The organism is Thalassotalea sp. Sam97, from assembly GCF_041379765.1.
Classification (GTDB): Bacteria; Pseudomonadota; Gammaproteobacteria; order Enterobacterales; family Alteromonadaceae; genus Thalassotalea_A; species Thalassotalea_A maritima.
In genome coordinates, this window is the sequence record NZ_CP166919.1 from 736,941 (window position 1) to 754,281 (window position 17,341).

Annotated in this window: 12 protein-coding genes, 1 tRNA gene and 1 pseudogene; 7 read left to right on the forward strand and 7 right to left on the reverse strand. The window is 41.6% G+C overall.

Features of this window, described 5'->3' with window-relative positions; translation table 11 throughout:
• Window positions 1-53: 53 nt before the first annotated feature.
• The 4 genes from ACAX20_RS03255 to ACAX20_RS03270 form a co-directional block, all read right to left on the reverse strand.
• Entirely contained in the window at window positions 54-977 is a 924-nt protein-coding gene (locus ACAX20_RS03255) for a DUF808 domain-containing protein (RefSeq protein ID WP_371188569.1), read from the reverse strand.
• Window positions 978-1,201: 224 nt separating this feature from the next.
• A complete protein-coding gene (dxs, locus tag ACAX20_RS03260; protein WP_371188571.1) occupies window positions 1,202-3,064 on the reverse strand; it encodes a 1-deoxy-D-xylulose-5-phosphate synthase in 1,863 nt (620 codons plus the stop codon).
• Between the two features lie 13 nt (window positions 3,065-3,077).
• Window positions 3,078-3,965, reverse strand: a complete 888-nt coding sequence (gene ispA / locus ACAX20_RS03265) for a (2E,6E)-farnesyl diphosphate synthase (RefSeq protein WP_371188573.1) — start codon at window positions 3,963-3,965, stop codon at window positions 3,078-3,080.
• Window positions 3,965-4,210, reverse strand: coding sequence for an exodeoxyribonuclease VII small subunit (locus ACAX20_RS03270; protein WP_371188575.1), 246 nt, complete (start codon window positions 4,208-4,210; stop codon window positions 3,965-3,967). The genes ispA and ACAX20_RS03270 overlap by 1 nt, the downstream gene beginning before the upstream one ends.
• Window positions 4,211-4,390: 180 nt before the next feature.
• On the opposite strand from ACAX20_RS03270, the gene thiI reads away from it, so the two are divergent.
• The 3 genes from thiI to ACAX20_RS03285 all read left to right on the forward strand — a co-directional run bounded on the left by thiI (window position 4,391) and on the right by ACAX20_RS03285 (window position 7,120).
• Entirely contained in the window at window positions 4,391-5,854 is a 1,464-nt protein-coding gene (gene thiI / locus ACAX20_RS03275; protein ID WP_371188577.1) for a tRNA uracil 4-sulfurtransferase ThiI, read from the forward strand.
• Between the two features lie 169 nt (window positions 5,855-6,023).
• Window positions 6,024-6,719, forward strand: a complete 696-nt coding sequence (locus ACAX20_RS03280) for a MaoC family dehydratase (RefSeq protein ID WP_371188579.1) — start codon at window positions 6,024-6,026, stop codon at window positions 6,717-6,719.
• Window positions 6,720-7,033: 314 nt separating this feature from the next.
• Window positions 7,034-7,120, forward strand: a tRNA-Leu gene (locus ACAX20_RS03285).
• Between the two features lie 244 nt (window positions 7,121-7,364).
• Here the strand turns inward: ACAX20_RS03285 and ACAX20_RS03290 are convergent.
• Together ACAX20_RS03290 and ACAX20_RS03295 are read right to left on the reverse strand one after the other, a co-directional pair.
• Window positions 7,365-8,306 (reverse strand): annotated as a pseudogene (locus ACAX20_RS03290) (tyrosine-type recombinase/integrase); the annotation flags it as partial.
• Window positions 8,287-10,065, reverse strand: coding sequence for a tyrosine-type recombinase/integrase (locus ACAX20_RS03295; RefSeq protein ID WP_371188581.1), 1,779 nt, complete (start codon window positions 10,063-10,065; stop codon window positions 8,287-8,289). The pseudogene ACAX20_RS03290 and the gene ACAX20_RS03295, both read right to left, overlap by 20 nt.
• Before the next feature lie 896 nt (window positions 10,066-10,961).
• Here ACAX20_RS03295 and ACAX20_RS03300 point away from each other — a divergent pair.
• The 4 genes from ACAX20_RS03300 (at window position 10,962) to ACAX20_RS03315 (ending at window position 16,250) form a co-directional block, all read left to right on the forward strand.
• Window positions 10,962-11,480 carry a hypothetical protein gene (locus tag ACAX20_RS03300; RefSeq protein ID WP_371188582.1) on the forward strand — a complete coding sequence of 173 codons (519 nt, stop codon included), beginning with the start codon at window positions 10,962-10,964 and terminating at the stop codon, window positions 11,478-11,480.
• Window positions 11,481-11,601: 121 nt separating this feature from the next.
• Window positions 11,602-12,006, forward strand: coding sequence for a LexA family protein (locus ACAX20_RS03305; RefSeq protein ID WP_371185648.1), 405 nt, complete (start codon window positions 11,602-11,604; stop codon window positions 12,004-12,006).
• Window positions 12,003-13,241 carry a Y-family DNA polymerase gene (locus tag ACAX20_RS03310; RefSeq protein WP_371188584.1) on the forward strand — a complete coding sequence of 413 codons (1,239 nt, stop codon included), beginning with the start codon at window positions 12,003-12,005 and terminating at the stop codon, window positions 13,239-13,241. The genes ACAX20_RS03305 and ACAX20_RS03310 overlap by 4 nt, the downstream gene beginning before the upstream one ends.
• A gap of 198 nt (window positions 13,242-13,439) precedes the next feature.
• Window positions 13,440-16,250 (forward strand): TrlF family AAA-like ATPase, encoded by a 2,811-nt coding sequence (locus tag ACAX20_RS03315; RefSeq protein ID WP_371189566.1) that lies wholly within the window; start codon window positions 13,440-13,442, stop codon window positions 16,248-16,250.
• Window positions 16,251-16,560: 310 nt separating this feature from the next.
• Here ACAX20_RS03315 and ACAX20_RS03320 read toward each other — a convergent pair whose 3' ends face one another.
• Window positions 16,561-17,112, reverse strand: a complete 552-nt coding sequence (locus tag ACAX20_RS03320; RefSeq protein ID WP_371188586.1) for a recombinase family protein — start codon at window positions 17,110-17,112, stop codon at window positions 16,561-16,563.
• Between the last annotated feature and the right edge of the window lie 229 nt (window positions 17,113-17,341).

Here is a 17,341-nt window from a genome sequence, read left to right on the forward strand (position 1 = left end):
ATTGGTAAAATAGCAGGAGGAATGTGAGAAATATCCTCCTGTGATTATGTTTTTTAAGACGCTGTTTTTTTACTACGCACTTTTTCTATGACTTGTACTACCGATAAAACAATTGTACCCGCAATAATACCTGTGGTGAAGTTACTGAGCGAGCCGGTAAGCATATCCCAACCAGGAAATTTAGCGTAGAGATCTTCCACCATATGATGCAACGTTGGGATGCCATGCACGATAATGCCACCACCGACTAAAAACATCGCCGCTGTACCTACGATGGCTAACGTCTTCATTAATTTAGGGGCGAAGGCGAGTAAACCCTTACCTAAACCGGTGCTGAGTTTGCCTGCATTAGGTTTGTTTACTAAATAAAGGCCCATATCATCAAGCTTGACAATGGCAGCGACTAAGCCATAAACACCAACGGTAATTAATATGGCGATGAGGGAGATCACGCTTGCTTGTTCTATTAACGACTTATCGGTGACAGTGCCTAAGGCAATGACGATAATTTCGGCAGAAAGAATAAAATCGGTTTTAATCGCGCCTTGGATTTTGTCCTTTTCATACTCGACCATGTCTACGGATTCATCGACCAGTGCTTGCAGATCTTGCTTGTGTTCTTGCTCCATTTTCTCTTTGCCGACCAACCAAGTATGGACAAGCTTTTCTACGCCTTCATAACAAAGAAATAAGCCACCAATCATCAGTAATGGGTTGATTAACACCGGCGCAAAGGCACTTATCAGTAAGGCAGCTGGCACTAAGATGAGCTTATTAATAAACGACCCTTTAGCAACGGCCCACACCACGGGTAATTCGCGCTCTGCTCTCACCCCTTGTACTTGCTGGGCGTTTAAGGCGAGGTCATCGCCAAGTACGCCGGCAGTTTTCTTTGCTGCGACTTTAGTCATTACGGCTATGTCGTCAAGAGCAACGGCGATTTTATCGAGTAGTGTTAATAAGCTGGTACCTGCCATGTGTCCTCTCTAATTCCTTACTGCTTATTTGCTAGCTACTTAGTTTAGCGCAAGCGACTTTATAGCTAGTGTGAGAATAATAGCCTGTATCAGCCCGATTGTCAGCTTTACTCATGCTGAACGGGTAACAATATGTTTTTTGAAATGATGATAGGATTTTGTTTTATAAGAAAAAAGCCCTGAACAAGTTCAGGGCTTTAGGGAGGGATCAGCGTTAAACGCAATTAGTTTATAAAAGCATTTATTTGCTTAACAATACCTTCACTATCTAAACCGAGCTCGTGATGAATTTCATCTTGGGTGCCGTGCTTGATGAATTCATCTGGCAGGCCAATATTAAGCAACTTGCTTGTTAAGCCTTGCGCTAGCATGTACTCGTTAACAGCAGAGCCTGCACCACCAGCAATAGCATTGTCTTCAACAGTGACAAAGTGGCTATGTGTTTTGGCTAATTCAGTGATCATCTGCTGATCAAGAGGTTTAACAAAACGCATATCGACTAAGGTTGCGTTAAGCTTATCAGCCGCTTGTGTTGCCGCGCCCAACATTGTGCCAAACGATAAAATGGCAATATTCTCACCATCTCGTTTCACCACGCCTTTACCAATTTCAATGGTCTCATCGATGCTTGGTAACTCGACACCGACTGCATTTCCGCGTGGGTAGCGTACCGCCGCAGGACCATTATGTTTATGGCCTGTGCTTAGCATTAAGCGGCATTCCGCTTCATTTGATGGACACATGATGACCATGTTAGGGATGCAGCGCATAAAACTTAAATCGTATGCGCCTTGGTGCGTAGGGCCATCTGCTCCAACTACGCCGGCACGATCAATAGCAAACAATACCGGTAAGTTTTGTATTGCCACATCGTGAATAAGCTGGTCGTAAGCGCGCTGTAAAAAGCTTGAGTAGATAGCAACGACAGGATTGTTACCGCCAATAGCCAAGCCGGCACCAAAGGTAACTGCATGTTGTTCAGCGATAGCCACATCAAAGTATTTGTCAGGGAAACGCTGACTAAACTCAACCATACCAGAGCCTTCGCGCATAGCAGGGGTGATTGCTACTAGCTTGTCATCGTTGCTGGCCATTTCACACAACCAATCACCAAAAATTTTTGAGTAGGTTGGTAAGCTTGGTGCGCTTTTCGGTAAACTTTGGCTCGCTGGATCAAACTTAGGTACCGCATGGTATTTGATAGGGTCTTGTTCTGCTTGCTCGTAGCCCTTACCTTTGCGTGTCACCACATGCAAAATTTGTGGGCCTTTAAGGTTTCGCATATTACGCATGGTATCAACCAAGCCGTCTACATCATGACCATCGATAGGGCCAATGTAGTTAAAGCCTAGTTCTTCAAAGAAGGTTGATGGTACCACCATGCCTTTTAAGTGTTCTTCGGCACGTGAGGCAAGTTCTTTAATTGGCGGGATCGAATTTAAAATACGCTTCGAGCTTTCGCGAAGACCAGTATAAAGGCTACCTGACAATAGTTTTGCCAAGTGGTTGTTTAGGGCGCCGACGTTTTCAGAAATACTCATTTCGTTATCGTTAAGTACGATAAGCATATCTTTATGAATATCACCACCGTGGTTTAGCGCTTCAAATGCCATACCGGCGGTCATCGCACCATCGCCAATAACGGCAACAGTTTTACGGCCTTTACCTTCTTTTTCGGCCGCCACAGTCATCCCTAGTGCTGCCGAAATGGAGGTGCTTGAATGACCAACACTCAGTACATCGTACTTGCTTTCTTCACGCCATGGGAAAGGGTGTAAGCCATCTTTTTGACGGATAGTGTGCAATTGATCACGACGACCCGTTAATATTTTGTGTGGATAGGCTTGGTGGCCTACATCCCAAATAATATTATCAAACGGAGAGTTGTAGACGTAGTGTAGAGCAACAGTTAATTCAATTGCACCTAAACCAGAGGCAAAGTGACCACTACTTTTACTTACTGAGTTAAGCAGGTAACTGCGCAGTTCATCGCTGATCTGTCTCAAGTCTTCTTGCGCAAACTCGCGTAGCTGCGCAGGCTCGTCAATTTTTGCCAGTAATGGGTAATCAGACAAATCTATAGTCATAATTTAATAATTCTTAATGTGCACGTTTAATAATAAAACTTGAAAAATCGGCAAGGGTAGAGGTGTTAAATGGCAGGCCTTGTAAAGCTGTAATTGCTTGTTCAAATAATTGCTGCTCTTTTTTAATGGCACCATCGAGCCCTAATAAAGCAGGATACGTAGACTTATTCGCCTGAAGATCAGATCCTGCTGGTTTGCCTAAGGTTTCTTCCGTACCGGTGATGTCGATAATGTCATCATGTACCTGATAGGCTAAACCGATCTGCTGTGCAAAGTGTAGCAGACCTTGATATGTTTCCGCAGGCAAGTCTTGTCGACATGTTGCCGGCATGAGTATGGATGCTTGCAATAAAGCACCCGTCTTTAATTTATGAATGGTTTGCAAGTGTTCTAATGATACTTGCTTGTCGGTAGCAGCTAAGTCCATGGCTTGACCACCACACATGCCTTGATAACCGGCAGCTTTACTTAACATAGCGACTAAACGCACCACGGTCGCGCTGTCGATCGTTTTAAAGCTGTGGTTAGCTAAGATATCAAACGCTAACGATTGCAACGCATCGCCTGCTAATATCGCTGTCGCTTCATCAAATTTAATATGACATGTCGGCTTACCGCGACGCAGTGCATCATCGTCCATTGCTGGTAGGTCATCGTGGATTAATGAGTAGGCATGAATACATTCGATAGCCGCAGCAATAGGATCGATATCGTCAAGTTCTAGGCTTAACATGTCACCGGTAACATATGCTAAATATGGGCGCATACGTTTACCGCCAATCAGCAAGCCATATCGCATGGCTTCAAATAATTGCTCGTCGTTACGCTCAATAGAGGCAAGTTGACGCTCCAAAAAAACGTCAATTCGCTGTTGGTAGTGTGCGAGGTTTTCTAGTTGCATTAGACGTCTGTGTTATCCGCTTGGTTAAAGTCGACTAAGGTTTGTTCGCCGCCTTTATCCATAAGAATTTGGATTTTTTGCTCTGCTTTTTCTAACTTCTGTTGGCTTGCTTGGCTCAATGCCAGGCCACGCTCAAACATTTTCATTGAATCTTCTAATGACAAGTCACCCTGCTCTAGGCTAGTGACGATTTGCTCTAGTTCATTAATGGATTCTTCAAAGCTTTGATTTTCAGGCTTTTTCACGCTAACCACCTTTGTCGTATCGAAACGAAAATCGATCTACTTCATTATTAATCGGCCATTTTAACCTGTATTCACGACAAATGGTATATCCTTTAAATACTGACGTTTACATTGTTGGTAACACTTCTGTTGCTGCATAGTGTATAATGCGCCCCGATTTTTAACTGATTGGTTTTGATAATGAAATTTATCGTAAAGTTACAGCCTGAAATTACGGTCAAATCACGTCCAGTACGTAAGCGTTTTACTAAGATTCTTGAGTCGAATATTAAGAACGTATTACGCCGTGTTGATGAAGATGTCCGCACCAAAATGAACTGGGATAACATTGAAGTAACCAGCAAAAATACCTCGGAAGAAAACCGCCTAACGTTGATCAAAACGTTAAAGTGTATTCCTGGGCTTACCCACTTTTTAGAAGTGGTTGAGTTTGAGTTTGATTCGTTACACGACATTTTCGAAAAAACGTTACAAGTTCATGCCAAAACCATTGAAAATAAGTCGTTCTGTGTGCGTGCTAAACGTACTGGCCAGCATGACTTCACCTCGCTGGAGTTAGAGCAATACGTTGGCGGTGGTTTAAACCAAAACGTCGAATCGGCACGTGTGCAGCTGAAAAAGCCAGATGTAACCATTCGTATTGAAGTTAACGGCGACAAGCTATTTATTATCAGTGAGCGCCATAAAGCACTCGGTGGTTTTCCTATTCCAACTCAAGAAGACGTATTGTCGTTGATGTCTGGTGGTTTTGACTCAGGTGTTTCAAGCTATCAAATGATCAAAAAAGGTGCGCGTACTCATTTTTGTTTCTTTAACCTAGGTGGCAGCGCTCATGAAGTTGGCGTAAAGCAAGTTAGTTACTACTTGTGGAATAAATACAGTGCTTCACACAAAGTGAAATTTATTTCGGTAGATTTTGAGCCAATTGTCGCTGAGATTTTAGAGAAAATCGATAACGGCCAAATGGGCGTTGTACTAAAACGTATGATGATGCGCGCAGCGACCAAAGTAGCCGATAAATTAGGTATTGAGGCATTGGTTACTGGTGAAGCGTTGGGGCAGGTATCAAGTCAAACACTAACAAACCTAGGCGTTATTGACCGTGTAACCGAAAAGCTGATTTTGCGTCCGTTAACGGTTTACGATAAGCAAGATATTATTGATATTGCTCGCGAGATTGGCACCGAAGATTTTGCCAAAACCATGCCGGAATACTGTGGTGTGATTTCACAAAAGCCAACGGTTAAAGCAGTATTATCACGCATTATCGCTGAAGAAGAAAACTTTGATATGTCGCTTATCGATCAAGTGGTTGACAACGCTAAAGTGATTGATATTAGAGAAATTGCCAAAGAAACCGAAGAAGAAATTCAAACAGTAAAAGAAGTTGAAACTGTTGATAGCGCAGGTCATGATCAGGTGATTTTAGATATTCGCAGCCCAGAAGAAGAAGAAGCTAACCCGCTTGAAATAGATGATATCGAAGTTGAGCATATTCCATTTTATAAGTTAGCAACTAAGTTTGGTGATTTGCCACAAGATAAAACGTATCTATTGTATTGCGACCGTGGTGTTATGAGTAAGTTACAAGCCTTGTTATTGCACGATAACGGCTTTATGAACGTAAAAGTTTACCGTCCATAAGCGACGTTTTATTTGTTGTTCGATGAAGCCTTGGTTTTTACCAAGGCTTTTTTGTACCTTAATTTTGGGTATTCAGCGTACAGCTGTACTTTGTTTATACAATATTCACCAGTACAATAAAAATTAGCGTACAAAAGTACTTCCGAATCAATATAGTACACGGTGAATAATGGACATTAATAAAATAATCCAAGAGCAAAAGGAGCTGCTGCAACAGCGCAACCAAGAATTTAGAGCGAGACTCGAGCCTAAATTAAAACAGATTAAGCTCGTTGCTGACAAAATCAGTGGTACTGTTAATCACTCGCTGCAAAACACCTTAAATAGCCCATGGTTATCAAAGCTAGCGAGTGAAAAAGAGTTAACCGAAAAAGCGGAACAACCAGTTAAATTATCTCCACAAGTTGCCAAGGCCTATGATGAGCTTGTGGCAAAACTCGGTGAAGAAACTCACATTGGTGAGTGGTACACAATAGAGCAAGATTGTATTAACCAATTTGCCGATGTTACCGGTGATAACCAATGGATACACACCGATCCTGAACGTGCTGTTAAAGAGTCGCCATTTCGAGCGCCAATTGCTCATGGTTTTTTAACGTTATCGCTTATTCCCAAGCTGACCGATACGGTTAACCCTGATAATAACCCATATCCTGACGCGAGGATGGTTATTAATGTAGGTCTAAACAAGGTGCGTTTCCCGTACCCTGTTAAGGCTGGCGCGAGAGTGCGTTTTAGAACGCGCTTAATTGAAGTGACAGCGCAAAAACGTAGTATTGATATTGTTAACGAGCAGACCTTAGAGGTGGAAAATAGTAAGCGTTTGGGCTGCGTTGCAGAAACCGTATTGCGTCTGTATTACTAACAAAACGGCTGTTTAGCCAAGGTTCACTTTAACGCCTTCCGAAATAAAAAAAAGCCCCACTAAGGAGTGGGGCAAAATATGCATTTCAGGGAGGAAAACTATGAATAGTTAACGATGATAATAATAGATCCTGAGCTCTCATAAGTCTGTTAACCAGCTGTAAAATAGCGAAAGCTTTTGTTGTTGCGTTTTTGTTAACTTGAACCGGGTTGTTTAAAAAAAGTGCATTCAAACTTTTTGCACCATAAAAACACTTGCGCATCCGGTTTTCTTCTTTATAATGCCAATCATCAACGAGACGTTGAGCACGTGTTGCCGGAGTGGTGGAATTGGTAGACACGACGGATTCAAAATCCGTTGCCTTTGCGGGCGTGCCGGTTCAAGTCCGGCTTCCGGTACCATAATTAACCTGCTGATTTTAAGCAGGTTTTTTAGTTTTTGGGGTTCCCCGATTATCACATAGTCCTCAGTGACAACCTCGAAGTGAGACGATTTTTTGCCACACTCTGACTTCTTTCCCTTTTTTGACACACTATTTTTTGTCACATCTTTCGTTAATATAGTAAGCGCATTTATTTCATCTTGAATGACCTGTTTTACGTGCACGTTGTTAACGTGAGCTTTTAAGTAACTTTCATTAGGGTGAGCATATCGCTGCACCATTTCTAGCGTTTTCCAACCACCAAGCTCTTTAAGCGCCATTAGCGGGGTTTGTGCATTAAGATGTTGATGGCACCAGTTGTGACGCAGATCATGAAATCGAAACCCTTCTAGTCCGGCCTTTTTGACGATACGTTTCCACATGTAATCTTTGATATCCTGTATTGGATTATTGCGTGAGTTGAGAAACACATAAGCGCTACTATTGTGGTATATCGCTTTTAATAATCGTATCGCATCGTCCGACAGTGGTGTTGCCACACTGCTTTTTGATTTGTGTTCACTGCTACTGATGAAAACAAGCCCTTCGGCAAAGTCGATGTTGCGCCAACATAGGTTTAATATATTACTTCGCCTTAAGCCGGTAAAAAGCGCAAATAATATAACGGGTTTTAAATAATCAGGGCTGGCATGAAGTAACCTTTTTATGTCATTGCTATCGAGTTTATAAAAATCTCTCGGTGGCTCTTTGATGAGTCGTATGTTTGGGACTTTATCAATCCACTCCAGGTCGCGGTAGCAAAAGTTAAGAAAGGCTTTTATCTCGGCTAAATACCGATTTCGTGTGGCAACGGCTATGCCTTGCTTATGACTTAAAATCGATAACAAAGTCTGTGACGTGATAGCTTTGAGTGAGCAGTCGTGAAGTTTCTTTACCCACCATTCAAGTTTGGTTTTCTTCTCGGCAAGGGTTCGATTGGATTGCTTTGATTGTAGGTAAATGGGGAGGGCATCAGAACAATTATATTGGACTTTCTCTGGGCTTATGAGCTGGTCCCAAGCTTGCTGTTTAAAAGCCAACTCAACTTTCTCTGCTTCTGACTTTTTCGTTTTCTTTGTACTTTTATTGAAGCGCTTTCTGACGCCGTTGTGGGTTAGCTCGAACTTTGTGATCCAAAATTTACTGTTAGGCTTTTTGTAAAGCATTACTCTGATTTACCTCAATACTGTTGTTGTTACCTGTAACAGTAATATGAGATATGCTATTGTCCAGACTAACGGCTTCGTTGGTGGTGCGCTTACTTCTAACCTTTTCTACACCGTCTTTAGCAGTTTGTTGAATCTGGTTGTGCTTGTATCTGTTCATAGACTCTGTGCATGTCCAGCCACAAATGACTTTTATGTCTTCTATAGAAATTCCGGCATCTAAATACATTCTAACAGCGTTGTGTCTCAGGTGATGTGGCACAAATTCCTTTCCTAAACCTGCTTGTTCCGCTGCTTTTCTCACTCTTTTATAATCGATATTTAGACCGGGGAATATATAGCCTGATATAGGCGAACCTATACTTTTCCATTGTGATTCGAGTAACCTTGCCGTCAACCTACTGATAGGGATAGATATAAATTTCTGTGACTTGTTTTTGTCAGGTGCATAGGTAATCACTCGCTCTTTAAAGTTAATTTGTTCTACAGTCAGGCTTATTATCATATCTAAACGCAGGCCCGTTAGCCAAAGCAGCCAAAGAAGTCTTTTCTCCCCATTATAGCGTGCATAGTACTTAATAAATAAAGCCATAGTAAGTTGATCTACCATAATAAATCCGCGCTGATCACTCTTCATGTAAGGTATGTTGAGTTCGGATTTTATTAACCCTCGTTCATGTGCGTACGTTAGCACCTTCCGTAATTCGGTAAAATATCCACTAATCGTCGAGCCTTTAATACCATGCTTATCCATTAGGTAATCACAAATTGACAATATCATCGAAGTGTCAATTTGCTCAGGAGAAATAGGGCTCAATACATAAAACCAAAACGATAGCTTTGATTGCATGTCAGACATGGTTTTATTCTTCGCTACTTTATTTTTTAAGTACGTATCTTTAAAGCAGTGATGCCATAAATTGGATTCTTTAGTCTTTTCTATGGGTGGGTAGCCATGCTCCAAAAGTCCCTCATAAATTAACTTGTTGGCGATGTTGATAGCCTCATTTTCACACTTAGTTCCTAAGCTTTTCCTACCACTAGGGAATAGTTTCTTGAGCATATGGAGGCTATTCTTTCTGGTATCTAGGGTTAAATTTCGGCCATTGCTTGTCGTTATTTTTAAATTGTATGCCGTGACGTAATCTGGAATACCTTTAATGTTATTTTCCGCATAATCATCAAAAGCTTTGCGCTGAGATGTTCGAAATTTCACGTCGCCTTTATATTTATCGACATTATTTTGGATGATCGCTAGAGGCTCGACATCCTCAGCTTCATCGACGTGGCTTTGGGTATTCTCTAGCAATGGTGGATTGATGTCGCTTTCCTTTTGAAGTTCGTTGTCTATTAAAGGCTCACGATTCTGAGTATCTGTAGGTCCCTTTTGGGCGTTTTCAAGTTTACCGATGTCGGGACTTTCTACGTTATTTTCTATATCGCTTACTGGTGCAGGAAGTAACGTTTGCTCGCGCGATGAGTTTATAGGAGGACGGGCTGCAGTAGCGTCCGCCGCAGGGGAGACAGTAGAATTTGAGTATTGCTTTACTATTTTATTGTGCTTCCATTCTAATTGCTTGATCATATCGTCAAGAGGTGTCCCAAATAGCTTTGCTAGGTTCGCCGCGTCGAGGTGATAATCATGCTTACCATCGCTCTTCTTCCACGCAGATATTTCTTTACTTTCAATCGCCGACAGCAAACTTGGTGCAGGGACACCAAGAATGTTAACGACTTCATTAAAAGTAAAAAACGGCATATACAAAAACTAATCGGGAAAATTTTCTTGAACGATATATGCATTAACTTTTGTACTCAATTAATTGCAAATTTGGCGCACTCACATCCTTTTTAAAATTTACTAGTAATGATTATTAGGCAGTGGTTGCAGTGTTTATCTGCGTATCAGGAAAATATTAATTAGGCGCGTTTTCTGCGAGACAATCGCAGGAAGCAAGTCTTTTTCCGCGACGTCACTTGTATTACAGGCTTTATTTTCTGCGAGACCTCGCAGGCATTTCTACTTTAAAGTTTTTGGGCTATTCGTTTCTTCTGCGATATATCGCAGGCAATGCAGCCAATGCAAATGCTTGCTGTACCGCAGGAAGTAGTCGTTCCTGCGAGGAATAATATGCAGATGTGAATTTACTTTCGTAACTCAAATAATTTTTGCAAAAAGAAACTACTTGAGTATTCCACTTTGGAGGAATACAAAAAACTCAATGGGGGAAGGACAAGGATTAACACAAAACTTAAACTGCTGATGATTATATAAGGATAACCGCGGGTTCATCACGAGGAAGGTTTGAGTGTTTGGTTTATCAATGGACCACCATTGGGGTAACCCAATTCTTCATGATTTTAATTTGATAATGGGAGGTCTGTTTTGAAGTTGTTGCTCTGCCGTTTTCAGGTGGGGCAACACTATCAAAGCTTAAATAACAGAGCCATTTTGCTCAATTACACTCGGTTAATTATTTCCAGTGTATTTGTCGTGGTGAGCCATCCATCTAAAGGTATTTGAAGCGAATTAAACTGATTTGCTTAAAAAATACGTGGCTTGCTGTAAGTCGACATTGTTTTGATGTGTTTTAGAGTAAAAGCAATCCTTGCGTGTTGTACGTTGTCCACAATTCACCACTACGGGGAGATATTATGAATGTTAGCCATTTTCAAAGAATAGCTTGGACACTTTTACTCGCAACTGAAGGAATATCAATAGAGCAGTTAGAAGATTTTGGTATTTCTAAGGCAAAGGCCAGATCCTGGTTAAAGTCTATGCCTGACGAAGAACAGTTAAAACGTGCGGCATCCAAGTCGCCTAAAAAAATAAAAGGCGCGAAGAGCGAGGCCGAGACTCGTGAAAATATTGATTCAGCGATGGTGGAAGAGCCGACATATACTTCTGACGCTGAAAGCAAGGCTGACGTGAAGTCTTTAGTTACTGAAATAGAAGCTGGCGAAACATCTAACTCGAAGGTGTTGAATACATCAGCATCATTGCCTTCGCCAAAGAGTGATGAGAGCTTAGAACAAGGGGTACCTTCAGCCGCGGATAGTACATGTGTTAGCGTGACGATTAGTATCACAGTAACGAGTGGACTGCGTGAGAAGAGTAAAACGTCTCAGGAATGCGCAAACGATGACAGCACGTCACATGAGGTTAAATGTTGATGAGTGCGATTAACGTAAGTGAAGTATTGAGCATTGCTTGTCTAACGCCAATCAGTTTGAGCTTGTTAGTTATAGTGATGTTGATATATTATGGCTGTATATATATACAGTGGTGAGATAGATGAAAGTTTGTCCTTATTACATTCAAGCTGGGATTAGTGGCTTTGAAAGTCCTGCGACTGAGTATAAAGAGATAGGGTTATCGTTAGATAGTTTGCTTATCATGCATCCCAACGCCACATTTATTGGCATAGCGCAAGGTCGTTCTATGGAGCAGGTTGGGATTTTTGATGGTGATTTACTCATTGTTGATCGCTCTGTTGATGTCAATACGGGCGATGTGATTGTTGCTGCTCTTAACGGTGAGTTCGTATGCAAAATTATTCATAAGCAAAAAGCTCAGTTATTGTCGGCGTCAGCTGAATATGCGCCGGTAACCGTCACCTCTGATGATAGCTTTTCAATTGAAGGTGTCGTGGTTTCATCGATACGCCTGCACCGTCAACCAAGGGAGCTAAAGGCGTGATTGGTCTTATCGATGCAACTGGCTTTTATAGTGCTTGTGAAAAGGTCTATGACCCTCAGATACGCAATAAGCCGGTGGTTTGTGTGAGCAACAATGACGGCTGTATCGTGGCGATGTGTCCGATAGCACGAGCGTTAGGTGTCCCTAAATTTGAACCGCTATTTAAAGTTCGTAAGTTTTTAGATCAAGCAGGCGTTGTCATTCGATCGAGTAATTATGAGTTATATGCCGATTTATCTGAACGCATGATGACAGTGATCGGCCGCTTCGCGCAGCGACAACACATATACAGTATTGATGAAAGCTTTATCACCTTGCCAGACGATGCTGACCATCCACAAGTCGCGCTAGAGATCCGCAAGGCGGTTTGGCGTGAAGTGAAGTTGCCTGTTGGCGTAGGTATTGCCAATACGGCAACGCTTGCTAAAGCGGCGAATCATGCGGCTAAGCGAATAGATGGTTACCGAGGTATTTGCGTTATTGATGATGAGCAACACCGTATTCAAGTTTTATCAAAAATGGGCGTTGCTGACGTGTGGGGGGTTGGTCGCAGGTTAGCGAAGAAACTAAAGCTGTTAGATTTGACAAGTGCATTGGATTTATCAAGGCAGCCACCAAAAGATATCCGTAAACAATTCTCTGTTGTGCTCGAACGTACCGTAAATGAACTAAACGGTATAAAGGCTCTAGATTGGGACGATGTTAAGGCTCCAAAACAACAAATATTTAGTACCCGTTCGTTTGGTGAGCCGATTCGAGATATAGATCAATTAGCGAGCGCCTTTGCAACACACGGTGCTACTGTTGCCTATAAAGCGAGACAGCAAGACTCGTATATTAAGCGCTTGATAATGTTTGCCGCATCATCCCCATTTAAGGAAAGTCATTATGCAAAAACGTTATCTATCGACTTAGTAAGTCCTTCAAACGATACGCTTGTGATTAGTAATGCGATTCGTCGCGGCCTCACGAGCGTTTTTATGGAAGGCATTGACTTTATTCGCTGCGGCGTTGGCGCGGTGGAGTTGCAAACAGGCTTTGTTCAAACAGATCTGTTAAGTCCGAGCAAAGATAGCCCTGCATTAATGAGTTGCCTAGACGCGATTAACAACCGTTATGGCGCCGGCGCGTTGCATACGGCATCCACTAGACAAACCAAATGGCATATGCGGCGAGAATATTTGTCGCCACATTACACTACACGCTGGCATGACATACCGAGAATAAAATGCTAAATACGCTTCTTACTTCCTTTACAGGGAGCCAGCTAGTTTTCACGTATAATAAGTAATGCCTAGCAAATACAACACCTACCTTGCTGCTACTTTCCATGGCTTGCTAATTAATCTTTCAGTAAGTATATGCTCTAATTATCATAAACGTGTTATCTTACGAGATAACGTATTGAAAATTATAAGTTTAGGTGAAGTATGATGGGCTTGTACGAGCACGGTTCAGAATGGAGAAGATGGGATCTTCATGTTCACACCCCTGATTCAGTATTAGAGACACAATTTAAAGGTGATTGGGACGGTTACATTACTGCAATTGAGCAGTCAGATTCTGGTGTTGCTGTAATTGGTATTACTGATTACTGCTCTATATCAGGTTATGAGAAAGTTCTGGATTATAGGGGACTTGGACGGCTTAAAAACATCGAAACAGTCATCCCAAATATTGAGTTTAGAATTACCCCTACTACTGGAAAATACAAAGGGATCAACATTCATCTTCTAATAAACCCAGAAGACCCTAATCACATTGACGAAATTAAGATTGCATTGAGTCATTTGAAGATTGACTATCTCGGTCAGCCTTATGCTTGCACTGAAGACCAGCTTAGAAAGTATGGTCGAGTATTAGCACCACAAACAGAGAACTGTCGAAAAGCATCGTTAAAGGAAGGTATTAATAACTTCAAGCCATCTTATGACATTTTCAAAAAGTGGTATAACGACGAGAAATGGTTAAGGGAAAACTCAATAATAATTGCTGCAAATGGTTCTAATGATGGCGTATCAGGTATTAAAGACGGTGGATTTACAGGCGTAAAAAATGACATCTACCAGTTTATCAACATGGTATTCTCTGCCACACCAAGTGACATCAACTACTTTACAGGACAAGGCTCTAAAAGCAGAGAAGATATTGTAAGTGAGCTTGGTCGTTTGGTACCTTGTGTTCATGGTTCGGACGCACATGCAATCGACAAGTTATTTGAACCAGACCAAAAGAGATACTGCTGGATTAAAGCTGACCCTACATTCAACGGCCTAAAACAGGTCGTCTTTGAGCCTGATCGAGCATTCATTGGCGAACTCTCTCCTGAAACGAAAGCTGAATATCAGACCATCAAGAGGGTAAGATACATAGATAATTCAGGGAGCAATAGGTTTTCGAAGAAGTGGATACCGTTTAATAAAGACCTGAACACTATTATTGGTGGTAAATCTTCCGGTAAATCAATGCTTCTATACCACATTGCGAAGACTATAAACCCTAACGAAGTATCATCCAGGGTAGAGCTGTCGAAATCATCAACCTACAGCGACATTCCATATTTAGACTTCGAGGTTGAATGGTCGAATAATGAAGTATCTAAACTGTCCGATGCTGGCGACGAAGCAAAAGCTATTACATATATACCTCAACTTTACATCAACCAACTGGCTGATAAAGATGGCCGAGACGATTTAAATGAGTTGGTTTCTAAAACTCTGCTTCAAGATGAGAAATATAAACATGCCGTTAACGCACTTGAGAGCAGAATTCGTACAGTTAACTCCACTATTAATGAGAAGATTGACACGAGATTCCTACTTATTAGTGAATACCAAAAAATATTTAACGACCTGAACGAAATTGGTAACGACAAGTCTGTTAAGAATGAAATTGCAGCACTTGAAACTAGAGCAAAAGATATTCGAAACAGATCTCAGTGGACCGAAGAACAAGAGAAATATTATGCCTACCTTGTTCGTAGAAGACAGTGCGTTATCAGGGCCAAAGATAGGATCACTTATATTCAGTCTGGTTTACGAAAGTTCAAAGAGAGTATTGATAACCGACAAAAGAAATGGATTGATACTATTCAAGATCAACTGCAACAGGACTCAGGATTAATTGCACAATCAACTGTCCTCAAAGGCTTGCTAGACTCGATGCAAGATGAGTTGGTAGCTGGATTTAATGCAACTAAGAATAAAGCCAATCAAAAACTGCAGTCGATTCCAGGAAGGTTGGCAGCTTTAAATGATAAGCTAGATGGAATAGAGCGTGAGCTGAATCCTTTAGAAGAAGGTGTGAAAGACAAAGCCGCACTAGAACAACTGAACAAACAACTCAAGGTTGAACGAGAGAAACTTGCAAGAATCAATGTCAAACAAAAAGAGCTTGAAGCAATAACCCGGAAAGGTGAAGAGTGCATTAAAGAATTAAATAACCAGTTCATCTCTCTCATAAACCTGTACAAATCTCACTGTGTTATAGTCCGTGATCATCAAATGGATGACGACATAAATATAGAGGCAAAAGTTGTTGTCGATGCTGGCAAGTTTGATTCATTCGTTAGTTGCTACCATAAATCAGGGGCAATTGGCGCGGTCGTTAGTGATGTTCGAGATGAGAATGGTAACTACCATTTTGACATTGATACTCTGGCTGTGTTTGTATCGGAGACGGCTAACAAAATTAGAGGTAGTCAAGCTCCGAACTTACGCAAGAACAAGAGCCTAAAGGACGCATACAAGTTTTTATACGCTGATTACTTTGGGATCGACTTCATTGTTACCTACAAGAATGACAGCATTGAACATATGTCTCCGGGTAAACGTGGATTGGTCTTACTTAGTTTGATGCTTGAGCTGAGTAATTCAACGCACCCAATATTGATTGATCAACCAGAGGATAACTTGGATAACAGAACGATTTACTCAGAACTTAAAGACTTCGTCCGTAAATGTAAGAGTAAGCGACAGATTATCATGGTGACACACAACGCAAACCTAGTGGTTGCAGCAGATGCAGAGTGTATTGTTGTTGCTGACCAGCGAGGGCAGTCAGAAATAGCAGGTAAACATCAATTTGAATATCTTGGCGGTAGCCTAGAGCATAGCTTAAAATCGGATAACAGCTACGACTACCAATCACTTGATGAGTTGGGTATTCGACAGCATGTTTGTCATATCCTTGAAGGGGGGATCAATGCTTTCAAAGAGCGGGAGCAGAAGTATAACCTTCTTTGATTCTTAGATTTTAATTGGACATACAGCGAAAACCGCGGCTTAGGAAAGCTTCGATGCTCGGGCTTGCCCAAATTTAGCTACTCGACATCAGGTCTAAATTGAAAGACTTAAAATGAGGTTTGACGACGGAAGGACCCTCACGAATGAGCCGGAATTAAAGTTGTTGTAGCCTAGTGATATTTGTTTTCTATAAAGCACTATGGCAGTGGATTCGTTACATTTTTGCGGTGCCTGTAGAGGGGTAGTCGTACAAACATTTGAGGTAATCTATATTAGAACAATTGAAAGGACACGAATCTAAAATTGCAATCTATTGGGTAAGCCCCTTTGCAACACTATACACCGTAGTTCTGCTACATTTTAGCTGCTTGGCTATGCTGTGTTTAGAAATATCAGACTTAAGTAATTCAGCTATTTTTTTTCTTAGCTCTATATTTTTGTGGCGCCCAAGGTGCTTACCTTCGGCTCTCGCCTTATCTTGGCCTTCTTGTCGGCGTTGGTTGATCCGTTTTCGTTCAAGCTCGGCAAATGTCGACATGACGGTGAAAATGACATGGCCAAGGTCGCTGTTTATATCGATGTCACCCAAGTCTAGTAGTTTAAGACCGATGCCGGCAGTCTTTAGTTGTTGAGCAATGTTGAGAGCATCGATGGTATTCCGTGCTAGGCGATCAGTTTTGGTCACTATAACGGTGTCGCCTTCGCGGGCAAAACTCATGAGCTCCTTTAGCTTTGGTCGATTTAACGACTTGCCAGATACTTTTTCAGAGAAGATTTTTTCGCAACCCAAATCAGTAAGCTGATTAATTTGGAGTTTCAGATCTTGGTCGTTGCTGCTGACACGGGCGTAACCGATTTTCATCAGATATATCCTTTTTACTGTTCGTTATGTATTTAGGCTTAGCGTGTACAGTACACGAAAGCCGAAACAATACTTTTTGAACAACGTTACCGAACTTTTGAAAGCTGTCCAGTAAGGTACACCTTTTTGGACATCGATCTGTTTTTAAAGGGAGGGTTACACAATCACAACAATGTACTTTAGCTACATAGCGTAAGCTTACCTAACGAAATGAAGCGGCATATTGTAT